The sequence below is a fragment of the Allobosea sp. P4_C6 genome (assembly GCF_056402015.1).
Window position 1 is genome coordinate 1 of the sequence record NZ_JBFUIF010000059.1, and the last position, 15,834, is coordinate 15,834.

Genomic DNA, 15,834 nt, shown 5'->3' on the forward strand with positions numbered 1-15,834 from the left:
CTCAAGATCTACAGTCAGACCCAGCCCGCGCTCGCGGAGTTCGAGGACGCCCCCCAACTTGTCGCGACGACGCTGTCGCAGATGTGGTTCTCYGCGATCTATGGCGGCCATGGCTCGCAGGATCCCGGCGACACATCGAGCCGCGTCTGACAGGCGCGGGGGTAGGCCAAACCGGGACTATCGCGCTTTCCCGGTGATTGTCCTCCGGCACTCCGGCCGGGCCGAAGCGCCGCCTGCGGCTCGAAGCAGGCGACGCTGACGTTTTCAGGGCTATGGTCGACGCACGAAGAGCGCGTCGACGACGCGGACGTCGCCGGTGCCTTTGCGCACGAGCACAGGGTTGAGATCGCAAGCGGCGATGACGTCCCGCAAGTCGCTGGCGAGCTGCGAAAGACGGACGGCAACGTCGACCAGCGGAGCCGTGTCCGTCGGCGCCATCAGATTCCGATAGCCAGACAACTGCCGGCTGAGACGGGTCGTCGCCAGCATCGTCTCGGCTTGCTCGCGATCAAGCGGGCCCAGGGTTGCGGCGCGGTCGGCCAGAAGCTCCACGAGCGTACCGCCGCTTCCGAGCACGATCATTTGGCCGAACGGCGACGCATCGGTAAAGCCGGCCATGGCCTCCACGACGTCGACCAGCTGCTCCTGCACCTCATAGCCGTCGATGGTGGCGTTCGGTAGCGCCTTGCCGATATTTCCGGAGATGGTGGCGATGGCGCCGCGCAGTTCGTCCTCGTCGCCGATGTCCAGGATGACGCCGCCGACATCGGAGCGATGCTGCACATCCCGCGAGGCGACCTTGACCACCATCGGGAACCCGATTTCCTCCGCGCGGGCCGCGGCTTCATCCGCATCCTTCACGACGATTGACCTGGTCACCGGGATGCCATAGGCGCGCAAGAGCCGGAACGATAGCGCGGCGTCGAGCGTGTTCGCGGTGCTTTCGATCTCCGCCCTGAGGTTTGCGGCCTGCTCGTTGAAGTCAGACGGCCTTGGGCCGTGCTGGCTGGCCCAGGTGCCGGCCAGTCCCGGCTTGCCAAGCGCGAGATTTCCAACGGCGCGAAGCCCCGGGCTGAGGCCGCGCAGCAACGGAACTCCATGCTCCAGCAGCATAGACCGAACACCGGGGTCGAGATTTTCTGATGTCGGCGAGATCACCACCAGCGGCGTTTCGCTCGACCGGCCTGCCTCGGCATAGACGCCAAGGATATTCATGTAGTTCTGCAGGGTCGCGGGATTCAGGCTCTCCTGCGTGTCCTGCAGCGCGACCACCGCGCCGACATTCGGGTCGTTGAGGACGGCCAGCATCGCATCAGGGGTGTTGCGGTCCTCGAGGTTGACGGTCGCACCGAAATCCACCGGGTTGTTCCCGGCCGTGCCAGGCAAGGCGGCGCGCACGCGGGCGGCCGTCGCGTCGCCGAAAGCCGCGACGGAAACAGCTTGCGCATCCGCGATATCGCAGGCGAGCGCCGTCTGCCCGCCGGAAATCCCGACGATGCCGATGCTGGCGCCACGAACCATCCGCCGTGCCACAGCCGAACATTCCAGCGACGCGATCAACTCGTCGTAATCGGCGACCGTGGCGATGTTGGTCTCGCGGAAGAAACTGTCATAGGCGTCGCGATCGCTGACGAGCGCGCCGGTATGCGCCTGCGTCGCCGCGAGGCCGACATCCGAGCGCCCGACCTTGAGCACGATCAGGGACTTGCCGGCGGCATGGACGCACTCGGCCGCCTCGGCCAGCGCATGCGGCGACTTGATGGATTCCGCGACCACGCCGATGACGCGCGTTTCGTCGTCGTCTGCGAGCCAGCGGATATAGTCCCCGGCCGAGACCTGAAACTCGCTGCCGACGGTCACCACCTTCGATAGCCCGACCACCGTCGAGTTCATCACCGAAATCGCCGCCGAACCCGACTGGGCGACGAGCGCGACATTGCCGGGCTTCAACCGCAGCGACGGCCTGGACGGGTAGAGCGGGATGGAGTCGGTGAAGTTGACCAGGCCCATGCAGTTGGGGCCGTGCACGATGATGCGGCTCCTGGCGCCGAAGGCACGCATGGCCATCTCCTCCTCGTGCGAGAAGCCGTTTGTGAAGACGATGGCCGAGCGGACGGAGCTCGATTCGAGCTCCTGCAGCATGCCCGGCACATGGGCCGCCGGGATCGCGACAATGGCGAGGTCGGTCTCGCCCTTGATGTCGCGGATCGAGTTGATGGCCCGCAGCCCGTCGATCTGATCGGCCTGGGGATGAACCGGCAGGATCTCGCCGGTGTAGCCCCAGGATTTGAGGTTGCTGATGACGACGTTGCCTTGCGTGACGCGCTTGGCGGAAGCGCCGACAATGGCCACCGAGCGGGGCTTGACCATGGGAGTGACGTCAATATGCAAGGCTTGTTTCCTTCGGTAGCGGCGTGCCTACGCAGCCGCGCGAAGCGGCTGCGTGCGCGGGAAGCGTCGGGGATTACTGCTTGTCTTTGGGGAGCCAGGCTTCCGCCCAGTTGGGATGGGTGTTGAACGAGAAATTGAACTGCGCATCGAGGTTCTTGAAATTGTTCGTCACCGCTTCGAAAACGCGGGCGTTCGTCAGCGCGAGCTGGTTGAGGTCGCGGGCGACGATCTCGGCATAGGTCTTGTAAAGCGCCTTCTGGCGGTCGAGCGGCGCCGAAGCAGCGTCAGCGGCCACCTTGTCGAATTCGGGATTGCAGTAACCCGTCGGATTGGCGAACGGGACATTGGTCTGGTTGCAGACGAAGCTGCGATCGACGCCGARCACCGGGTTCGACCGGCCCGTCAGCGAGATGATCGACGCGTCGAAATCGTGCTGGGTGTAGACCTTGTTGGTCCAGATCTGCAGATCGAGCGAGCTGAGCTTCACGTCGATGCCAAGTGCCGTCCACTGAGCCTGGACGACCTGTGCCACGGCGTCATAGGGCGCGGCCGAGATCACGGCGAGCTCGATTGCGAAACGCTTGCCGTCCTTCAGGGGGAAGCCGGCTTCATCGAGCAGTTGCGCCGCCTTCTTCGGGTCATAGGCATACATTGCGTCGTAATTGACCGACGGATCGTGCAGCTGCTTGAACTGCGTCGGGATCGCGTTCTTGGCGGTCTCGGCCAGCCCTTGATAGACGTCCTGAACGATGCGCTGGCGGTCGATCGCATGGAACAGGGCCTGCCGAACCTTGACGTTGTTCATCGGCGCGCGCCGCAGGTTGAAGTCGATCACGGCCGTTTCCGGCGCATTGGTCATGATCGGCACGACCCGGAACGTGCCCCGCTTGGCTGCTTGCTGCGTCGCCGGAACCTGGACCACCTCCGGGCGGAACCAGTTCACCTCGCCGTTGACGATCGCGTTGAGGCGCTGCTGCGGATTGGGGATCAGCGCGAAGATGACGGAATCGAGATAGGGCTTAGGCGCCTCCCAATAGTGCGGATTGCGCACGAAAGTGATCGACTGGCCGCTCGCCCATTTCTCGAACTTGAACGGGCCGAGGCCGACCGGCGCGATATTGGTGGGATGAGTGGCGACGTCCTTGCCTTCGTAGATGTGCTTCGGCATCAGCGGAAACACCTCCTTGTCGAAGAGGTCGAGCGTCGCTGTCAGCGGCTCCTTCAGCGTCAGCACGAAGGTCTTGTCGTCCGGGGCCGAGGCCTTCTCGACCAAAGGCATGAGCTTGGTGAGATAGGTGTTGAACTTGCCGAAGCTCTCCAGGGTGAAGACCACGTCGGCGGCCGTGAACGGCTTGCCGTCCGACCATTTGACGCCTTCGCGAATGGCGAAGGTGTAGGTCTTGCCGTCCTCGGAGATGGTCCAGCTCGTGGCGAGGCGCGGCAGGCGATTGGCATCGCGATCATAGGTCATAAGACCATCCGCCCAGACGTCGGCGGCAAACAGCGCCGGCACGGAGGACGTCATCTGCGTGTTCAGGTTGGGGATCGTCGTCGAGTTCAAGGCGGCAATGACCGTGCCGCCCGGTACCGGCTTGCCGTCATCGGCCCGCGCGCCGACCGCGCCGGGAAGGCTCATCGCTGCTGCGAGAAGCGCGATCGCGCTGAGCTGGGGCATCGGCTTGGCATCGTAGCCCTTGGTCGCGTTCATGATGTGCTCTCCCTCGGCTTTATGGTTGGTATTGGTTTGCGTCAGACCTCGATCGGCCTGAGGAGCGCCGGCTCCTCAGCCTTGGCGGGGAGCGCGCCAATCTCCTCGGCGCGGTGGCAGGCGGCCATGGTTCCGGCTGCATCGACTGGCCGCAGCGCCGGGGCCTGCGTCGCGCAGATCTCGGCGGCGTATGCACAGCGCTGCCGAAAGCGGCAACCGCCCGGCGCAGGCGCGGAGGCATCGCCGCGCGGCGGCGTCGTGCTCATGCTGCGGATCCGGCCGCGGCGCGGATCCAGCGAGAGGCGCGCCTCCAGAAGCAGCTTCGTATAGGGATGGAACGGGCGCTCGTAGATCGAGCGGCCGATCTCGACGATGCGGCCGCGATACATCACGGCGGTACGGTCGGCGATCGACTCCATCGCGCCGAGATCGTGGCTGATGACGACGAAGCCGACATTGGTCGTGGTGTGCAGGTCCCGCATCAGCTGCAGGACCTGCGCCTGGACCGATACGTCGAGGCTGGACAGCGGCTCGTCCGCGATGATGATCACTGGCCGCAGCATCATCGCGCGTGCGATCGCGATGCGTTGCTGCTGTCCCCCGGACAGCTGGTGAGGGTAGCGGTTCAGATAGTTCTCGGGCGGCGTGAGGCCGACCGCGGCGAGATGATCGGCGAGGAACCGGCGGATCTGGCCGGACGGTGCGAGCGCGTGGCGCTGGACGATGTAGCCCAGCATGCGCTCCACCGTCATGCGCGGGTTCAGGGACGACGCCGGGTCCTGGAAGACGGCCTGGACCTGGCGCCGGAAGGTCCGCCGACCCGAGGCGTCGAGCGCAGGGAGCGCGGTTCCCCGAAACTGGACGTCACCGGCGGTCGGCCGGTTGAGCATCAGCAGCAGCTTGGCCAGAGTGCTCTTGCCCGAGCCGGATTCGCCGACGATCGCCAGCGTCTCCCCTTCTTTGACCTCCAGGTCGACCCCGTCGACCGCACGGACCGTGTTCCAGCCCGGTCCGTTGGCGTTTCGGCTGGCGTAGATCTGTTCGACCCGGTTCAGGCGCAGGATGGGTGCGCTCATAGCCGCTGCTCCCGCGTCAGCCGGCGCGTGCTGAGCTCGATCAGCCGCCGCGAATACTCCTGCCGGGGCTGCTCGAAGAGCGCGACGGTGTCGGCGCTCTCGATCACCTTGCCATCGCGCATCACGTAGACCCGGTCACACAGCTCGGCCACGACGCCAAGGTCATGGGTGATGATGGCCATCGCCATGTTGCGCTCCTTGTGCAGCCTGTAGAGCGTCTGCAGCACCTGTAGCTGGACGGTCGCGTCCAGCGCGGTCGTCGGCTCGTCGGCGAACAGGAGCTGAGGATCGCTGGCAAGCGCGATCGCGATCATCACGCGCTGGCGCATTCCGCCCGACAGCTCGTGCGGGTAGCGGCGGGCGAGGTTTGTGGGGTCGGGCAGGCCGACCTCGTCGAGCAGGGTGTGGATTCGGATTTGATCCGAGCCGCGATCCGGGGCCCGGGCGAGCGCTTCCTGGATCTGCCGACCGATCCTTTGGGTCGGGTTGAGATAGCCGAGCGGGTCCTGGAAGATCATGGAGAAGCCGCGGCCCCGCCGCAGGGTGCGCAGCTCGCGGTCGGTCATCGCCAGAATATCGCGGCGCTCGAAGGTGAGCCTGCCGCTCAGCTCCGCGATATTGACGTTGGGCATCAGCCGCGTGGTGGCCCGAGCCAACGTGCTCTTGCCGGAGCCGGATTCACCCACGATGCCGACGCACTCGCCGGGCCTGATCTGGAAGTCGACCCCGTCGACGGCCTTCACGATGTGGGAGCCGAGGCGCAGATGGACCTTCAGGTCGCTGACATCGAGCAGCGGCGAGGGGCTCATTGCAGCCCTCCCACACCACTCGTGCTGCGGGGATCGATGACTTCGTTCAGGCCGTCGGCGAAGAGGTTCAGCCCGACGACCGTGATGCAGATCGCGGCGCCGGGAAACAGGCTCATCCACCAGGCGCTGTCCATATAGTCCTGCGCCACGAAGAGCAACCGGCCCCAGCTCACCTTGCTCGGATCGGACAGGCCGAGGAAGCCAAGGCCGGCTTCGATCAGGATGGCGATGCTGGCGTCAAGAGCGACCTGCACGATGATCGGTTGCACCGCGTTGGGCAGGATTTCCCGGAACATGATGTGGGCCGTCGAGAGATCGGCGACGCGGGCGGCTGCGATGAAATCGCGGTCGCGCAGCTTGATGTACTGGCCGTAGACGAGCCGTGCTTCCATTGGCCAGATCGCCAGCGCCACCGCTGCGATCAGCAGCCAGAAGCTCGAACCGAATAAGGCCACGGCGCAAAGCACGAGAATAATGACGGGCAGCGTCTGGAACAGCTCCACCAGCCGCATCAGCCCCGCCTCGACCGGGCCCTGGAAATAGCCCGCGAGCACCCCGAGCGTGCCGCCGATCAGCAAAGCAGCCAGCGCGGCGCCGAGCCCGACTAGGAGGGAGGAGCGACTGCCATGCACGACGAGCGAAAAGACGTCGCGCCCGATATTGTCGGTGCCGAACAGAAATTCGGACGATGGCGGAGCCAGGCTTAGCTGCGTCTGCTCGAGGGGGTTGTAGGGGGCGATCAGCGGAGCGGCGATGGCCACGACAATCAGCACCAGCAGAATGCCCGCGCCGAGCGCGCCATGGCGCGTGCCGAAGAGATTGGCGATGTGGACCTGCCAGCTCCCGATCGAGAGACCGTTGCGAGTGGCAGGTGCGGTGGAGGCCTTGATTTCTGACATCGCTGTCGCCCTCACCGCATGGTTCTGATGCGCGGGTCGAGCGCCGCGTAGAGGAGATCGACGATCAGGTTCATGGCGACGACGGCGACGGCCGAGAAGATCACCACCCCGATCACGGTCATGTTGTCCCGCAGCCGGATCGAGTCGACCAGGAGCAGGCCGAGTCCCGGCCAGGTGAAGACCGTCTCGAGCAGAACGGCGCCTCCCAGCGCGGAGCCGAAGGCGTAGCCCGCGATCGTCACGAGCGGCAGGCTCGAATTGCGCAGGACGTGGCTGCGTATGATCTGTCCGCGGCTAAGGCCCTTCGAGCGTGCCGTGATGATGTAGCCCTGCGAGAGCGTGTCGATGACGCTGGCGCGCATGATGCGGGCGATCCGCATGCCCTCGTGGATGCCGAAGGCGAGGACAGGCAAGGCGAGATAGCGCAGCTTTTCGAGGAGCCAGGCGAAGCCCTGGGTGCGGCTGACCAGGGGGCCGATTCCCTGGGTGGGGAACCAGCCCAGCCGGAGCGCGAACAGCATCACCAGGAGCTGACCGAGCCAGAAGGTGGGAATGGCGTAGGCGATCAACGCCGTCGTGGTCCAGAACTTGTCGACGCCCTGTCGGCGGGACGTGCCGGCCGCGATGCCGATCAGCATGCCCAGCGGAATCGCCAAGGCAAAGCTGACCGACGCCAGCAGGATCGTCCGGGGCGCGCGCTCGAGGATGAGATCGAGAACGGCGCGCTGGTTCTGATACGAAAAGCCGAAATCGCCGCGGGCGACATTGACCAGATAATTGCCGACCTGAACCAGGAAGGGATCGTTAAGACGGTATTTCGTTTCGATCGCCTGCCGATAGGCCGGCGGCACGGGATAGTCGCCGACAAGCGCCTGCACCGGATCGCCGGGGATCATGTGCAGCATCGAGAACATCAAGACGATGACCGCCAGGAGCAGGGGGATGGCGAGCAGCGCACGTCGGCCGACGAAACGAATCATCGGGCCAGCCTTCAGTTCAGGCGGAAGAATTCAGCGGCGTTCCCGTAAAGCCATTTCTCGATGACCTTCTCCTTGAGCGGCAGATCCTTGTATTGCTCGATGATGCTTTCGAAGGAGGTTCCAAACAGGTAGCGCGAGAGCCCAACCATGACCTTGTCCTGAAGCAGGGTATTGCCGAACTGCAGGAACTGTTCCCAGCCCGAGCCGGGCTGACTGAAATAGCGCGGGTGGTGGGCTGCCGTATCGACGTAGAGGCGCGGGTGGCGGCGCAGAAGCCCGACCATCTCGTTGACCCAGGGCCATCCGGCTAGGCCCGCCACGATCCTCAGTTCCGGAAAATCGACGGCGACATCGTCGAGATAGCGCGGATGGCCGAGATCATAGGGCCGATCGTTGGCGTAGTTCATCGCCGTATAGATGCGGACGGGAACATCGAGTTCCGCGGCTTTGGCGTAGAGCGGATAATAGCGCCGGTCGTTCGCCGGCACGCCGTTGTAAAGCGCCGACAGGCGCAGGCCATTTGCTCCCTCCTCCTTGACCAGGCGCTCGAATTCGCGAACGGCGCGCATGCCGTCCAGCGGGTCAAATGTCGTAAACAGGAAGAATCGGCCGGGGTGAGCCTGGTGAATGCGGCCCGTAGCGCTGTTCTCGGCGCCGACCAGCAACCCGCGCTGGATGCCCGCGCGGTCCATGTCCTCGACCAGCCGCGCCAGCCCGCCATCGTCGACCGCCGCCTTGTTAGCTCCGCTGTCCTTGCTGCGGAAGACGTTCCCGTAATTCGCGAAGCCGTAGCCATCTGGGCGCGGAAGGGACTGGGCGAAGGGCGTTCCAGGCCGGCCACGCGCGATGCGCTCCAGCTCCGGGTTCGCCTCGCTGTGAGGCAAACTGATTTCCATATCGATTACGCGGCTCATCAGCGTTCTCCGAGTCGGCTGCGCCTCAGCAGTCAGTGCGACAATTGAGCGTCCATGCGGCTACTGAGTCAAGTAAATGATTATAATCAGTCAAATATGTTCACTATGTTGACATTTGGCCGGTGGCGTCGGATTTTGCTGATGTCGTACCGCGCCGACAGCCGCCTGGCGCAGCTGCCGATCGGCGAGGTGCTGTCAAAATAAAAGCCGGCGTCTCACGTCGGTCCTGAAGCCGAATTGGAGACGGTTCTTGAAGATCCCTGCCGACGACCCCGATATCGCGACGACCCTGGTCAAGGGGCTCGCTGTTCTGGAGACCTTCCGCCCCAACCGGAGCTTGATGAGCAATGGAGAGATCGCGAAGGAGTCCGGGATCAATCGTTCCACTGTCGCCCGCCTGACCTATACTCTCGAGCGGATGGGCTATCTTCGGCAGGAGAAATCCAAGTTCCGACTCAGTTGGCGCGCGCTGGTTCTGGTGAACCCGCTGCTGGTCAATCTGAAGCTGCTGCACATCGCGCGGCCGTCGATGCAGAAACTCGCGCAGGATCTCGGCGGCACAGTTTCGATCGGGACCATCGACCGCACCAACTTTGTCTATCTCGAGACGTCGCGTGTGAACGAAAACATCTGGACCTCGCCCGATCTGGGCACGATCGGGCCGCTCCTTCCGGCAACGATCGGCCATGCGCTGGGCTCGCTGCTCACGGATGCCGAGTTCAAGTTGAAGCTCGATGAGATGAAGCGGCGCTCGCCGGACCTCTGGGCGAAATATTCCGACTCCTATGTCCAGGGTGTCGCCGAATGTCGCGACCGGGGTTTCTCGGTCGCCAAGGGCGTTTGGATACCCGGCACTCATTCCGCCGGCGCGCCCCTGATCCGCGACGCGAACGGCGACTGCTTCGGCGTGAACTGCCGCGTGCCGATCTTCCGGCTCAGCCCCAATCAGATCGAGGAAGAGGTGGGGCCGCGACTGGTTTCGCTTGCAGCCAATATCCGCAACCAGCTGAGCTACATCATGCCCCGCTGACCGCGGCCTCCGCACCGAGCTTCGTGAGCCTCCCGCCGCGGATGGAGCCACAATGCCGGGGGGAGCGGTGGACCGATGCGGACCCATGCGGCCGGCTTCAGCCGGGATTGACCTCAAAAAGCCCGGCACATCCCATTCCGCCGGCGACGCACATCGTCGCCACCACGTAGCGTGCCTTGCGGCGACGGCCTTCCAGGAGAGCATGGCCGACGAGCCTCGCTCCGCTCATCCCGAACGGGTGGCCGATCGCGATAGCGCCGCCGTTGACGTTGACCTTGTCGGGGTCGATGCCGAGCTTGGTGCAGCAATAGATCGACTGCGAGGCGAAGGCCTCGTTCAGCTCCCACAAATCGATGTTCGCGACCGTGAGGCCATGACGCGCCAGCAGGCGCGGAACCGCGAAGACCGGGCCGATACCCATCTCGTCGGGCTCGCAGCCGGCCGAGGCGAAGCCGCGAAAGATGCCGAGCGGGGACAGCCCCCGACGGGAGGCCTCTTCGGCCGACATGACGACGCTCGCCGAAGCGCCGTCAGAGAGCTGGCTGGCATTGCCGRCGGTGACGAAGTTGGTCTCGCCGCGTACCGGCTTCAGCTTGCCGAGCGCCTCGAGCGTTGTGTCGGGGCGATTGCCCTCGTCCCTGGCAAGGGTGACTTCCTGCTGCGTGACCTCGCCCGTCACCTTGTCCGTGGCGGCCATGACCGCGCGCATGGGCACGATCTCGTCGTCGAGGACACCCTGCTGCTGGGCCGAGGCGGTGCGCTGCTGGCTCCGCAGCGAGAAAGCATCCTGCGCCTCTCGCGATATGCCGTAGCGGTGCGCGACGATATCGGCGGTCTCGATCATCGACGTGTAGATCGTCGGCTTGTGCTCCATCAGCCAATCGTTCTGGGTCAGTTCACGCCGCACCACCGGCTGTACGAGGCTGATGGATTCGACCCCGCCACCGATCGCGACGGGCACCCCGTCCATGACCACGCGGCGAGCGGCGTGCGCGATGGCTTCGAGCCCGGACGCGCAAAAGCGGCTGACAGTCACGCCGCTCGATTGAACCGGGATTCCCGCGACGAGCGCCGCATGCCGCGCGACGTTGCCCCCGGTCGCCGCTTCCGGATAGCCACACCCCAGAACGACTTCCTCGACCGCGTCGGGCTCAATCTCTGCACGCGCAAGAGCGTGCCGGATCGCATGCGCGGCCATGTCGGCGCCCCGCAGCTGGTTGAACGCGCCGCGATGGGCTTTCGCGATCGGGGTGCGGGCGGTCGATACGATGACGGCTTCGGCCATGGAAAGGTTTCCTCGCCAGTTAAGGAGTTTCGAAAGCGTCTGCCGGTGGCGGCGGGCGCCGCATCGGCAGGGTCTGTTTCAACTGTCGGTTCGGAGGCCCGCGAAGCCCTTGCTCTCGGCGGGGAGGCGCGTCAGCAGCGGCGCCGGCTCGAGCGCCTTGTCGCCGGCCTCGGCGGCCTGCGCCTCCAGACGCTTCGCGATGACGTCGAGCCCGACGCTGTCGGCCCAATACATCGGGCCGCCGCGCCAGGCCGGCCAGTTATAGCCGTTGATCCAGACGATATCGATGTCGCCCGGCCGCGCCGCGATGCCCTCTTCCAGGATGCGCGCGCCTTCATTCACCATCGGGTCGAGCAGCCGGGCCAGRATCTCGGCCTGCGTRAAGGCGCGSCGCGTSACRCCCTGCTCGGCCGARATGCGGGCGATCAGCGCCTCGACCTCCGGGCAGCGCTGGCCGGTGCGCGCGCCCTGCGGATAGATGTAATAGCCGCGCCCGGTCTTCTGGCCGAACCARCCGGCGTCGCAGATCGCGTCGGCCACGGCGGCCTTMAGCCCGCGTGCCTTGCGCGAGCGCCAGCCGATRTCGTTGCCGGCGAGATCGGCCATGGCGAAGGGGCCCATCTTGAAGCCGAAATCGACCAGCGCCGCATCGACCTCATGCGGCAGGGCGCCCGCGATCAGCAGCCGCTCGGCGGCGCGGGTGCGCTGCTCCAGCATGCGGTTGCCGACGAAGCCGAAGCCRTTGCCGACGACGACCGGCACCTTGCCGAGCTTGCGCCCGAGCGCCACGGCGGTGGCGACGGCATCATCCGCCACGCCCTGCGGCCTGACCACTTCGAGCAGCTTCATGACATTGGCCGGGCTGAAGAAATGCATGCCGAGCACATCCTGCGGCCGGCCGGTCGACGCCGCGATRGTGGGCACGTCGAGATAGGAGGTGTTGCTGGCGAGGATCGCGCCCGGCTTCGCGACCTTGTCGAGCTCGCCGAAGATCTGCTTCTTGACGCCCATCTCCTCGAAGGCGGCCTCGACGACGATGTCGGCGCCTGCCGCCGCGGCCAGCCCGACCGCCGGCTTGATCAGGGCGAGCCGCTGCTTGCGCGCCTCCGGTGTCAGCGAGCCCCGCGAGACCGAGATGTCGTAGATCGCGGCGATGCGGTTGATGCCGTTGTCGAGCGCCGCCTGCSCGGTCTCGATCAGGGTCACCGGGATGCCGGCATTGGCGAAGCACATGGCGATGCCGCCGCCCATCGTGCCGGCCCCGATCACCGCGGCGCGGGCGATCTCGCGCGGCTTCACCTCCGGCCCGATGCCCGGCACCTTCGCGACCTCGCGCTCGGCGAAGAAGACATGGCGCAGCGCCTTGGAGCGTTCGTCGGCGATCAGCGAGAGGAAGAGCCTGCGCTCCACCGCCAGCCCCTCGGCAAAGGGCAGGAGGAAGGCGCTTCGGACCGCCTCGACTAGCGCCGGCACGGTCGGCATGCCCTCTGCTTTCCTGAGCGCCTCCTTCGCCAGCCCCTCGAAGGCCTCGCGATCCGCCTCCGTCARCCTCTCGTCGTCGGCGCTCGTGACCGGTCGGCGCCCTTCGGCCGCCAGCCCCTCGGCCAGCCTGATCGCTGCCGTGACGAGATCGCTGGAGACGATCTCGTCCAGCAGCCCGTATTCGAGCGCCTGGCCGGCCGAGACGGGTTCGCCCGACAGCATCACCGGGAAGGCCTTCGCCGCGCCGATCAGTCGGGGCAGGCGCTGGGTGCCGCCCGCGCCGGGAATGAGCCCGAGCTTGACCTCGGGCAGGCCGAGTTTCGCTACGGGCAGCGCGACACGGCCATGGCAGGCGAGCGCGACCTCGAGGCCGCCGCCAAGCGCCACGCCCTGGATCGCCGCTACGACGGGCTTGGCTGAACGCTCGATCGCGTCGAGCAGATCGGGCAGCAGCGGCGCGGCCTGTGGCTTGCCGAACTCGCTGATATCGGCCCCGGCGATGAAGGCCTTGCCGGCGGATGCGATCACGATCGCGGTGACCGTCGCGTCGCCATTCGCTTGGGCGACGGCCGCCGCCAGCCCCTGGCGCACCGCCGCCCCCAGCGCATTGACCGGAGGATTGTCGATCGCGACCACCGCCACGGCATGCTGAATCGTGTATGCGACCAAACTCATGAGTACCTCGATCAAACCTTCATGCCGGGGAGATTGAGCGATGCCGTATTGCCGCCATCGACAGGAATGGCCTGCCCGGTGACATAGCTGGCATCGTCGCTCGCGAGAAAAGCGATCACCCGCGCGACTTCTTCGGGATGGCCATAGCGCCGGAGCTCGCAGCGCGCGCCCAGCCGGTCCTCCTTGCCGAGTTCGCGGGCCTTGTCGAAGATCGGTTTGGTCATCCCAGTCTCGATCAGGCCGGGGCAGACCGCATTGACCCTGACGCCGAAGGCGCCGAAGTCGCAGGCGCCGGTTTGCGTCATGTTGATCACGGCGGCCTTCGACGCGCTGTAAGCGTTGCCGCCTGCACCCGCCCGAATGCCGGCGACCGATGCGGTGTTCACGATGGAGCCCTGTCCGGCGGCGATCATGGCCGCGCCCGCGTGCTTCATGAACAGCATCGCGCCGAGAACATTGACCTGGATGACGCGCATCCATTCGGCCAAATCCTGCTCGACGGCCGCTCCCTTCGTGCTCGCGATGCCGGCGTTGTTGCACAGGACGTCGATGCGGCCGAACTTGGCCAGCACCTGCGCGACGCATGAGCGAACCGCGTCCTCGTCACCGATATCGAGCACGAAGGTTTCATGTTCGCCCGCACGGGGGAGGCTCGCGACGGTGCTGGCCAGTTCCGCCGCGTTGCGGTCGACCAGCGCCAGTCGCGCGCCCTCTCTGGCCAATTGCAGGGCGGTCGCGCGGCCGATGCCGCTTGCCGCGCCCGTAACGATGCAGGATCTGCCTTCGAAGCGCATGCCGCCCCCTGAGCTTTGATCGAACCAGACGGTTCAGCGATGTTCGGAATGCGCAATCGCACGGCCGATCTGCGCGAGCGCACCCGCCCTGTTGGCCACGTCGAGGGCATTGGCGTCGCTGGCGTTGCCTTGAACGGCACGCGCCATCACGCCGTGCAGGATGGCGGACAGCCGAAAGAAGGAGAGTGCCAGGAACACCGGCCAATCGGCGATCGCAACACGACCGCTTGCCTGCGAATAGCGGTCGAGCACCTCGGTCTCGCCAGGGATGCCGCGTTCCCTGAGATCGAGGCCCGCGAGACCCCGCCCACCGGATAGACGCGCATCGATGCGATAGGTCATGCAGTAATAGGCGAGATCGGCGATGGGATGCCCGAGGGTCGACAGTTCCCAATCCAGGATGGCAGCGACCTGCGGCGCATCGTGACGATAGAGCAGATTGCCGGTTCGGTAGTCGCCATGGACGATCGCGGTTTCGTCGGAGACGTGACGGCGCTCGCGCAACCAGTCGGCCAGCCAGCCGAGATCGGCGATTTCACCGGCTTGGGCTGATGATGCGCGGTACTGCTTCGTCCAGCGCTCGACCTGGCGGGCGACATAGCCGCCCTGCGGGCCGTAATCGGCAAGGCCGATGGCTGCCGGGTCCACGGCATGCAGACGGGCGAGCGTGTCGACGGCGTCGTAGTTGATCGCGGCGCGCCCATCGCGCGGCTGGTCGGCGAGCAGCAGCCCGTCGAAATGCCGCCCATCGACATGCCCCATCAGGTAAAATGGGGTTCCGATGACGTCGGCATCCGCGCAAAGAGCCATCACCTCGGGGACGGGAACCGAAGTCGGGCCGAGCGCGCTGATGATCGCGAATTCGCGTTCGACCTGATGCGCCTTGGGCAGCAATTGGCCCGACGGCTTCTTGCGCAGCACGCAGCGTCGGTCCCCGGATGCAATCAGGAAGGTCGGGTTCGACTGGCCGCCCTGAAACTGCCGGATGGAAACCGGGCCGTCGAAGCCGGGGATATGCACCCGAAGCCAGCGGGCCAGCGCGGCCTCGTCGAAACGGTGCTTGTCGATGACGTCGACGAGTGTGGCGACCTGAGCGGTCATGGCGGCCTACCCGATCGTCTCGCCGCCATCGGCGACGATGACCTGGCCGGTGACATAGGCGGATGCCGGGCTCGCCAGGAAATGCACGATGCCGGCGATATCCTCGACCTCGCCGAAGCGGCGCAGCGGCGTGCGCTGTTCCATCTGCGCCCGCCGTTCGGGCGATTCCACCAGTTCTCGCGCGAAATCCGTGCGCACGATGCCCGGCGCGATGGCGTTCACCCTGATCCCCTTCGCCCCCCATTCGACCGCGAGGTTGCGCGTCAGGGCGGCTTCCGCCGCCTTCGACATCCCGTAGGCGCCGATCACCCCCGTGCCGCGCAGGCCGGCGATCGAGGACATCATGATCACGGCGCCGCCGCCATTCTCGGCCATCTGGGGCAGCACCAGATTGCTCAGCCAGATCGTGCTCTGCACATTGACCGTCATCACCTTCGAAAAGGCATCGTCGGTGAGGCCGGAAAGCGGGCCGAAGACCGGGTTCGTCGCTGCGTTGCAGACCAGTATGTCGATCCGACCCCAATGGTTCAGCACATGGCTGACCAGCTCCTTCAACTGATCGTGGGAGCCGACATGGCAGGCCTTGGCGATCGCCTCTCCGCCCGCGGCTCGAATCTCAGCGGCAACCGCGTCGCAGGCATCCTGCTTTCGGCTTGAGATGACGACCTGGGCGCCGCTGCGGGCCAGCTG

13 protein-coding genes are annotated in these 15,834 nt (G+C 65.9%); 1 reads left to right on the forward strand and 12 read right to left on the reverse strand.

Annotation, left to right across the window (positions count from 1 at the left end; all coding sequences use genetic code 11):
- Positions 1 to 270 precede the first annotated feature (270 nt).
- The 7 genes from AC1DVA_RS23920 to AC1DVA_RS23950 form a co-directional block, all read right to left on the reverse strand.
- Positions 271 to 2,370 carry an acetate--CoA ligase family protein gene (locus AC1DVA_RS23920; RefSeq protein ID WP_476807509.1) on the reverse strand — a complete coding sequence of 700 codons (2,100 nt, stop codon included), beginning with the start codon at positions 2,368 to 2,370 and terminating at the stop codon, positions 271 to 273.
- 94 nt (positions 2,371 to 2,464) lie between these two features.
- A complete protein-coding gene (locus AC1DVA_RS23925) occupies positions 2,465 to 4,099 on the reverse strand; it encodes an ABC transporter substrate-binding protein (protein ID WP_476807510.1) in 1,635 nt (544 codons plus the stop codon).
- A gap of 41 nt (positions 4,100 to 4,140) precedes the next feature.
- Positions 4,141 to 5,175 carry an oligopeptide/dipeptide ABC transporter ATP-binding protein gene (locus AC1DVA_RS23930; protein WP_476807511.1) on the reverse strand — a complete coding sequence of 345 codons (1,035 nt, stop codon included), beginning with the start codon at positions 5,173 to 5,175 and terminating at the stop codon, positions 4,141 to 4,143.
- A complete protein-coding gene (locus tag AC1DVA_RS23935; RefSeq protein ID WP_265055112.1) occupies positions 5,172 to 5,984 on the reverse strand; it encodes an ABC transporter ATP-binding protein in 813 nt (270 codons plus the stop codon). Before AC1DVA_RS23935 ends, AC1DVA_RS23930 begins: the two co-directional genes overlap by 4 nt.
- Positions 5,981 to 6,883, reverse strand: coding sequence for an ABC transporter permease (locus tag AC1DVA_RS23940; RefSeq protein ID WP_476807512.1), 903 nt, complete (start codon positions 6,881 to 6,883; stop codon positions 5,981 to 5,983). Before AC1DVA_RS23940 ends, AC1DVA_RS23935 begins: the two co-directional genes overlap by 4 nt.
- Positions 6,884 to 6,894: 11 nt before the next feature.
- Complete coding sequence (locus AC1DVA_RS23945; protein WP_265055110.1) at positions 6,895 to 7,863, reverse strand: ABC transporter permease; 969 nt, start codon at positions 7,861 to 7,863, stop codon at positions 6,895 to 6,897.
- An 11-nt stretch (positions 7,864 to 7,874) separates the two neighbouring features.
- Positions 7,875 to 8,777, reverse strand: coding sequence for an amidohydrolase family protein (locus AC1DVA_RS23950; protein ID WP_265055109.1), 903 nt, complete (start codon positions 8,775 to 8,777; stop codon positions 7,875 to 7,877).
- A gap of 250 nt (positions 8,778 to 9,027) precedes the next feature.
- Between AC1DVA_RS23950 and AC1DVA_RS23955 the strand changes: the two genes are divergently transcribed.
- A complete protein-coding gene (locus AC1DVA_RS23955; protein ID WP_265055108.1) occupies positions 9,028 to 9,807 on the forward strand; it encodes an IclR family transcriptional regulator in 780 nt (259 codons plus the stop codon).
- Positions 9,808 to 9,904: 97 nt separating this feature from the next.
- Here the strand turns inward: AC1DVA_RS23955 and AC1DVA_RS23960 are convergent, their stop codons facing one another.
- From AC1DVA_RS23960 to AC1DVA_RS23980, 5 genes are all read right to left on the reverse strand, one after another.
- Entirely contained in the window at positions 9,905 to 11,092 is a 1,188-nt protein-coding gene (locus tag AC1DVA_RS23960) for an acetyl-CoA C-acyltransferase (RefSeq protein ID WP_476807513.1), read from the reverse strand.
- Positions 11,093 to 11,170: 78 nt separating this feature from the next.
- On the reverse strand, positions 11,171 to 13,249 hold the full coding sequence (locus AC1DVA_RS23965) for a 3-hydroxyacyl-CoA dehydrogenase NAD-binding domain-containing protein (protein WP_476807514.1): 2,079 nt from the start codon (positions 13,247 to 13,249) through the stop codon (positions 11,171 to 11,173).
- Positions 13,250 to 13,260: 11 nt separating this feature from the next.
- A complete protein-coding gene (locus tag AC1DVA_RS23970; RefSeq protein ID WP_265055105.1) occupies positions 13,261 to 14,043 on the reverse strand; it encodes an SDR family NAD(P)-dependent oxidoreductase in 783 nt (260 codons plus the stop codon).
- Between the two features lie 33 nt (positions 14,044 to 14,076).
- Positions 14,077 to 15,144 carry a phosphotransferase family protein gene (locus AC1DVA_RS23975; protein ID WP_265055104.1) on the reverse strand — a complete coding sequence of 356 codons (1,068 nt, stop codon included), beginning with the start codon at positions 15,142 to 15,144 and terminating at the stop codon, positions 14,077 to 14,079.
- Positions 15,145 to 15,150: 6 nt separating this feature from the next.
- Positions 15,151 to 15,834 (reverse strand): SDR family NAD(P)-dependent oxidoreductase (locus tag AC1DVA_RS23980; RefSeq protein ID WP_476807515.1); only part of this gene is annotated, 684 nt, incomplete at its 5' end.

Excerpts from the sequence above, each read along its gene's own strand:
- AC1DVA_RS23930 (WP_476807511.1), bottom strand. The coding sequence starts at position 5,175 with ATGAGCGCACCCATCCTGCGCCTGAACCGGGTCGAACAGATCTACGCC.
- AC1DVA_RS23935 (WP_265055112.1), bottom strand. The coding sequence starts at position 5,984 with ATGAGCCCCTCGCCGCTGCTCGATGTCAGCGACCTGAAGGTCCATCTG.
- AC1DVA_RS23940 (WP_476807512.1), bottom strand. The coding sequence starts at position 6,883 with ATGTCAGAAATCAAGGCCTCCACCGCACCTGCCACTCGCAACGGTCTC.
- AC1DVA_RS23975 (WP_265055104.1), bottom strand. The coding sequence starts at position 15,144 with ATGACCGCTCAGGTCGCCACACTCGTCGACGTCATCGACAAGCACCGT.
- AC1DVA_RS23945 (WP_265055110.1), bottom strand. The coding sequence starts at position 7,863 with ATGATTCGTTTCGTCGGCCGACGTGCGCTGCTCGCCATCCCCCTGCTC.
- AC1DVA_RS23920 (WP_476807509.1), bottom strand. The coding sequence starts at position 2,370 with ATGGTCAAGCCCCGCTCGGTGGCCATTGTCGGCGCTTCCGCCAAGCGC.
- AC1DVA_RS23950 (WP_265055109.1), bottom strand. The coding sequence starts at position 8,777 with ATGAGCCGCGTAATCGATATGGAAATCAGTTTGCCTCACAGCGAGGCG.
- AC1DVA_RS23970 (WP_265055105.1), bottom strand. The coding sequence starts at position 14,043 with ATGCGCTTCGAAGGCAGATCCTGCATCGTTACGGGCGCGGCAAGCGGC.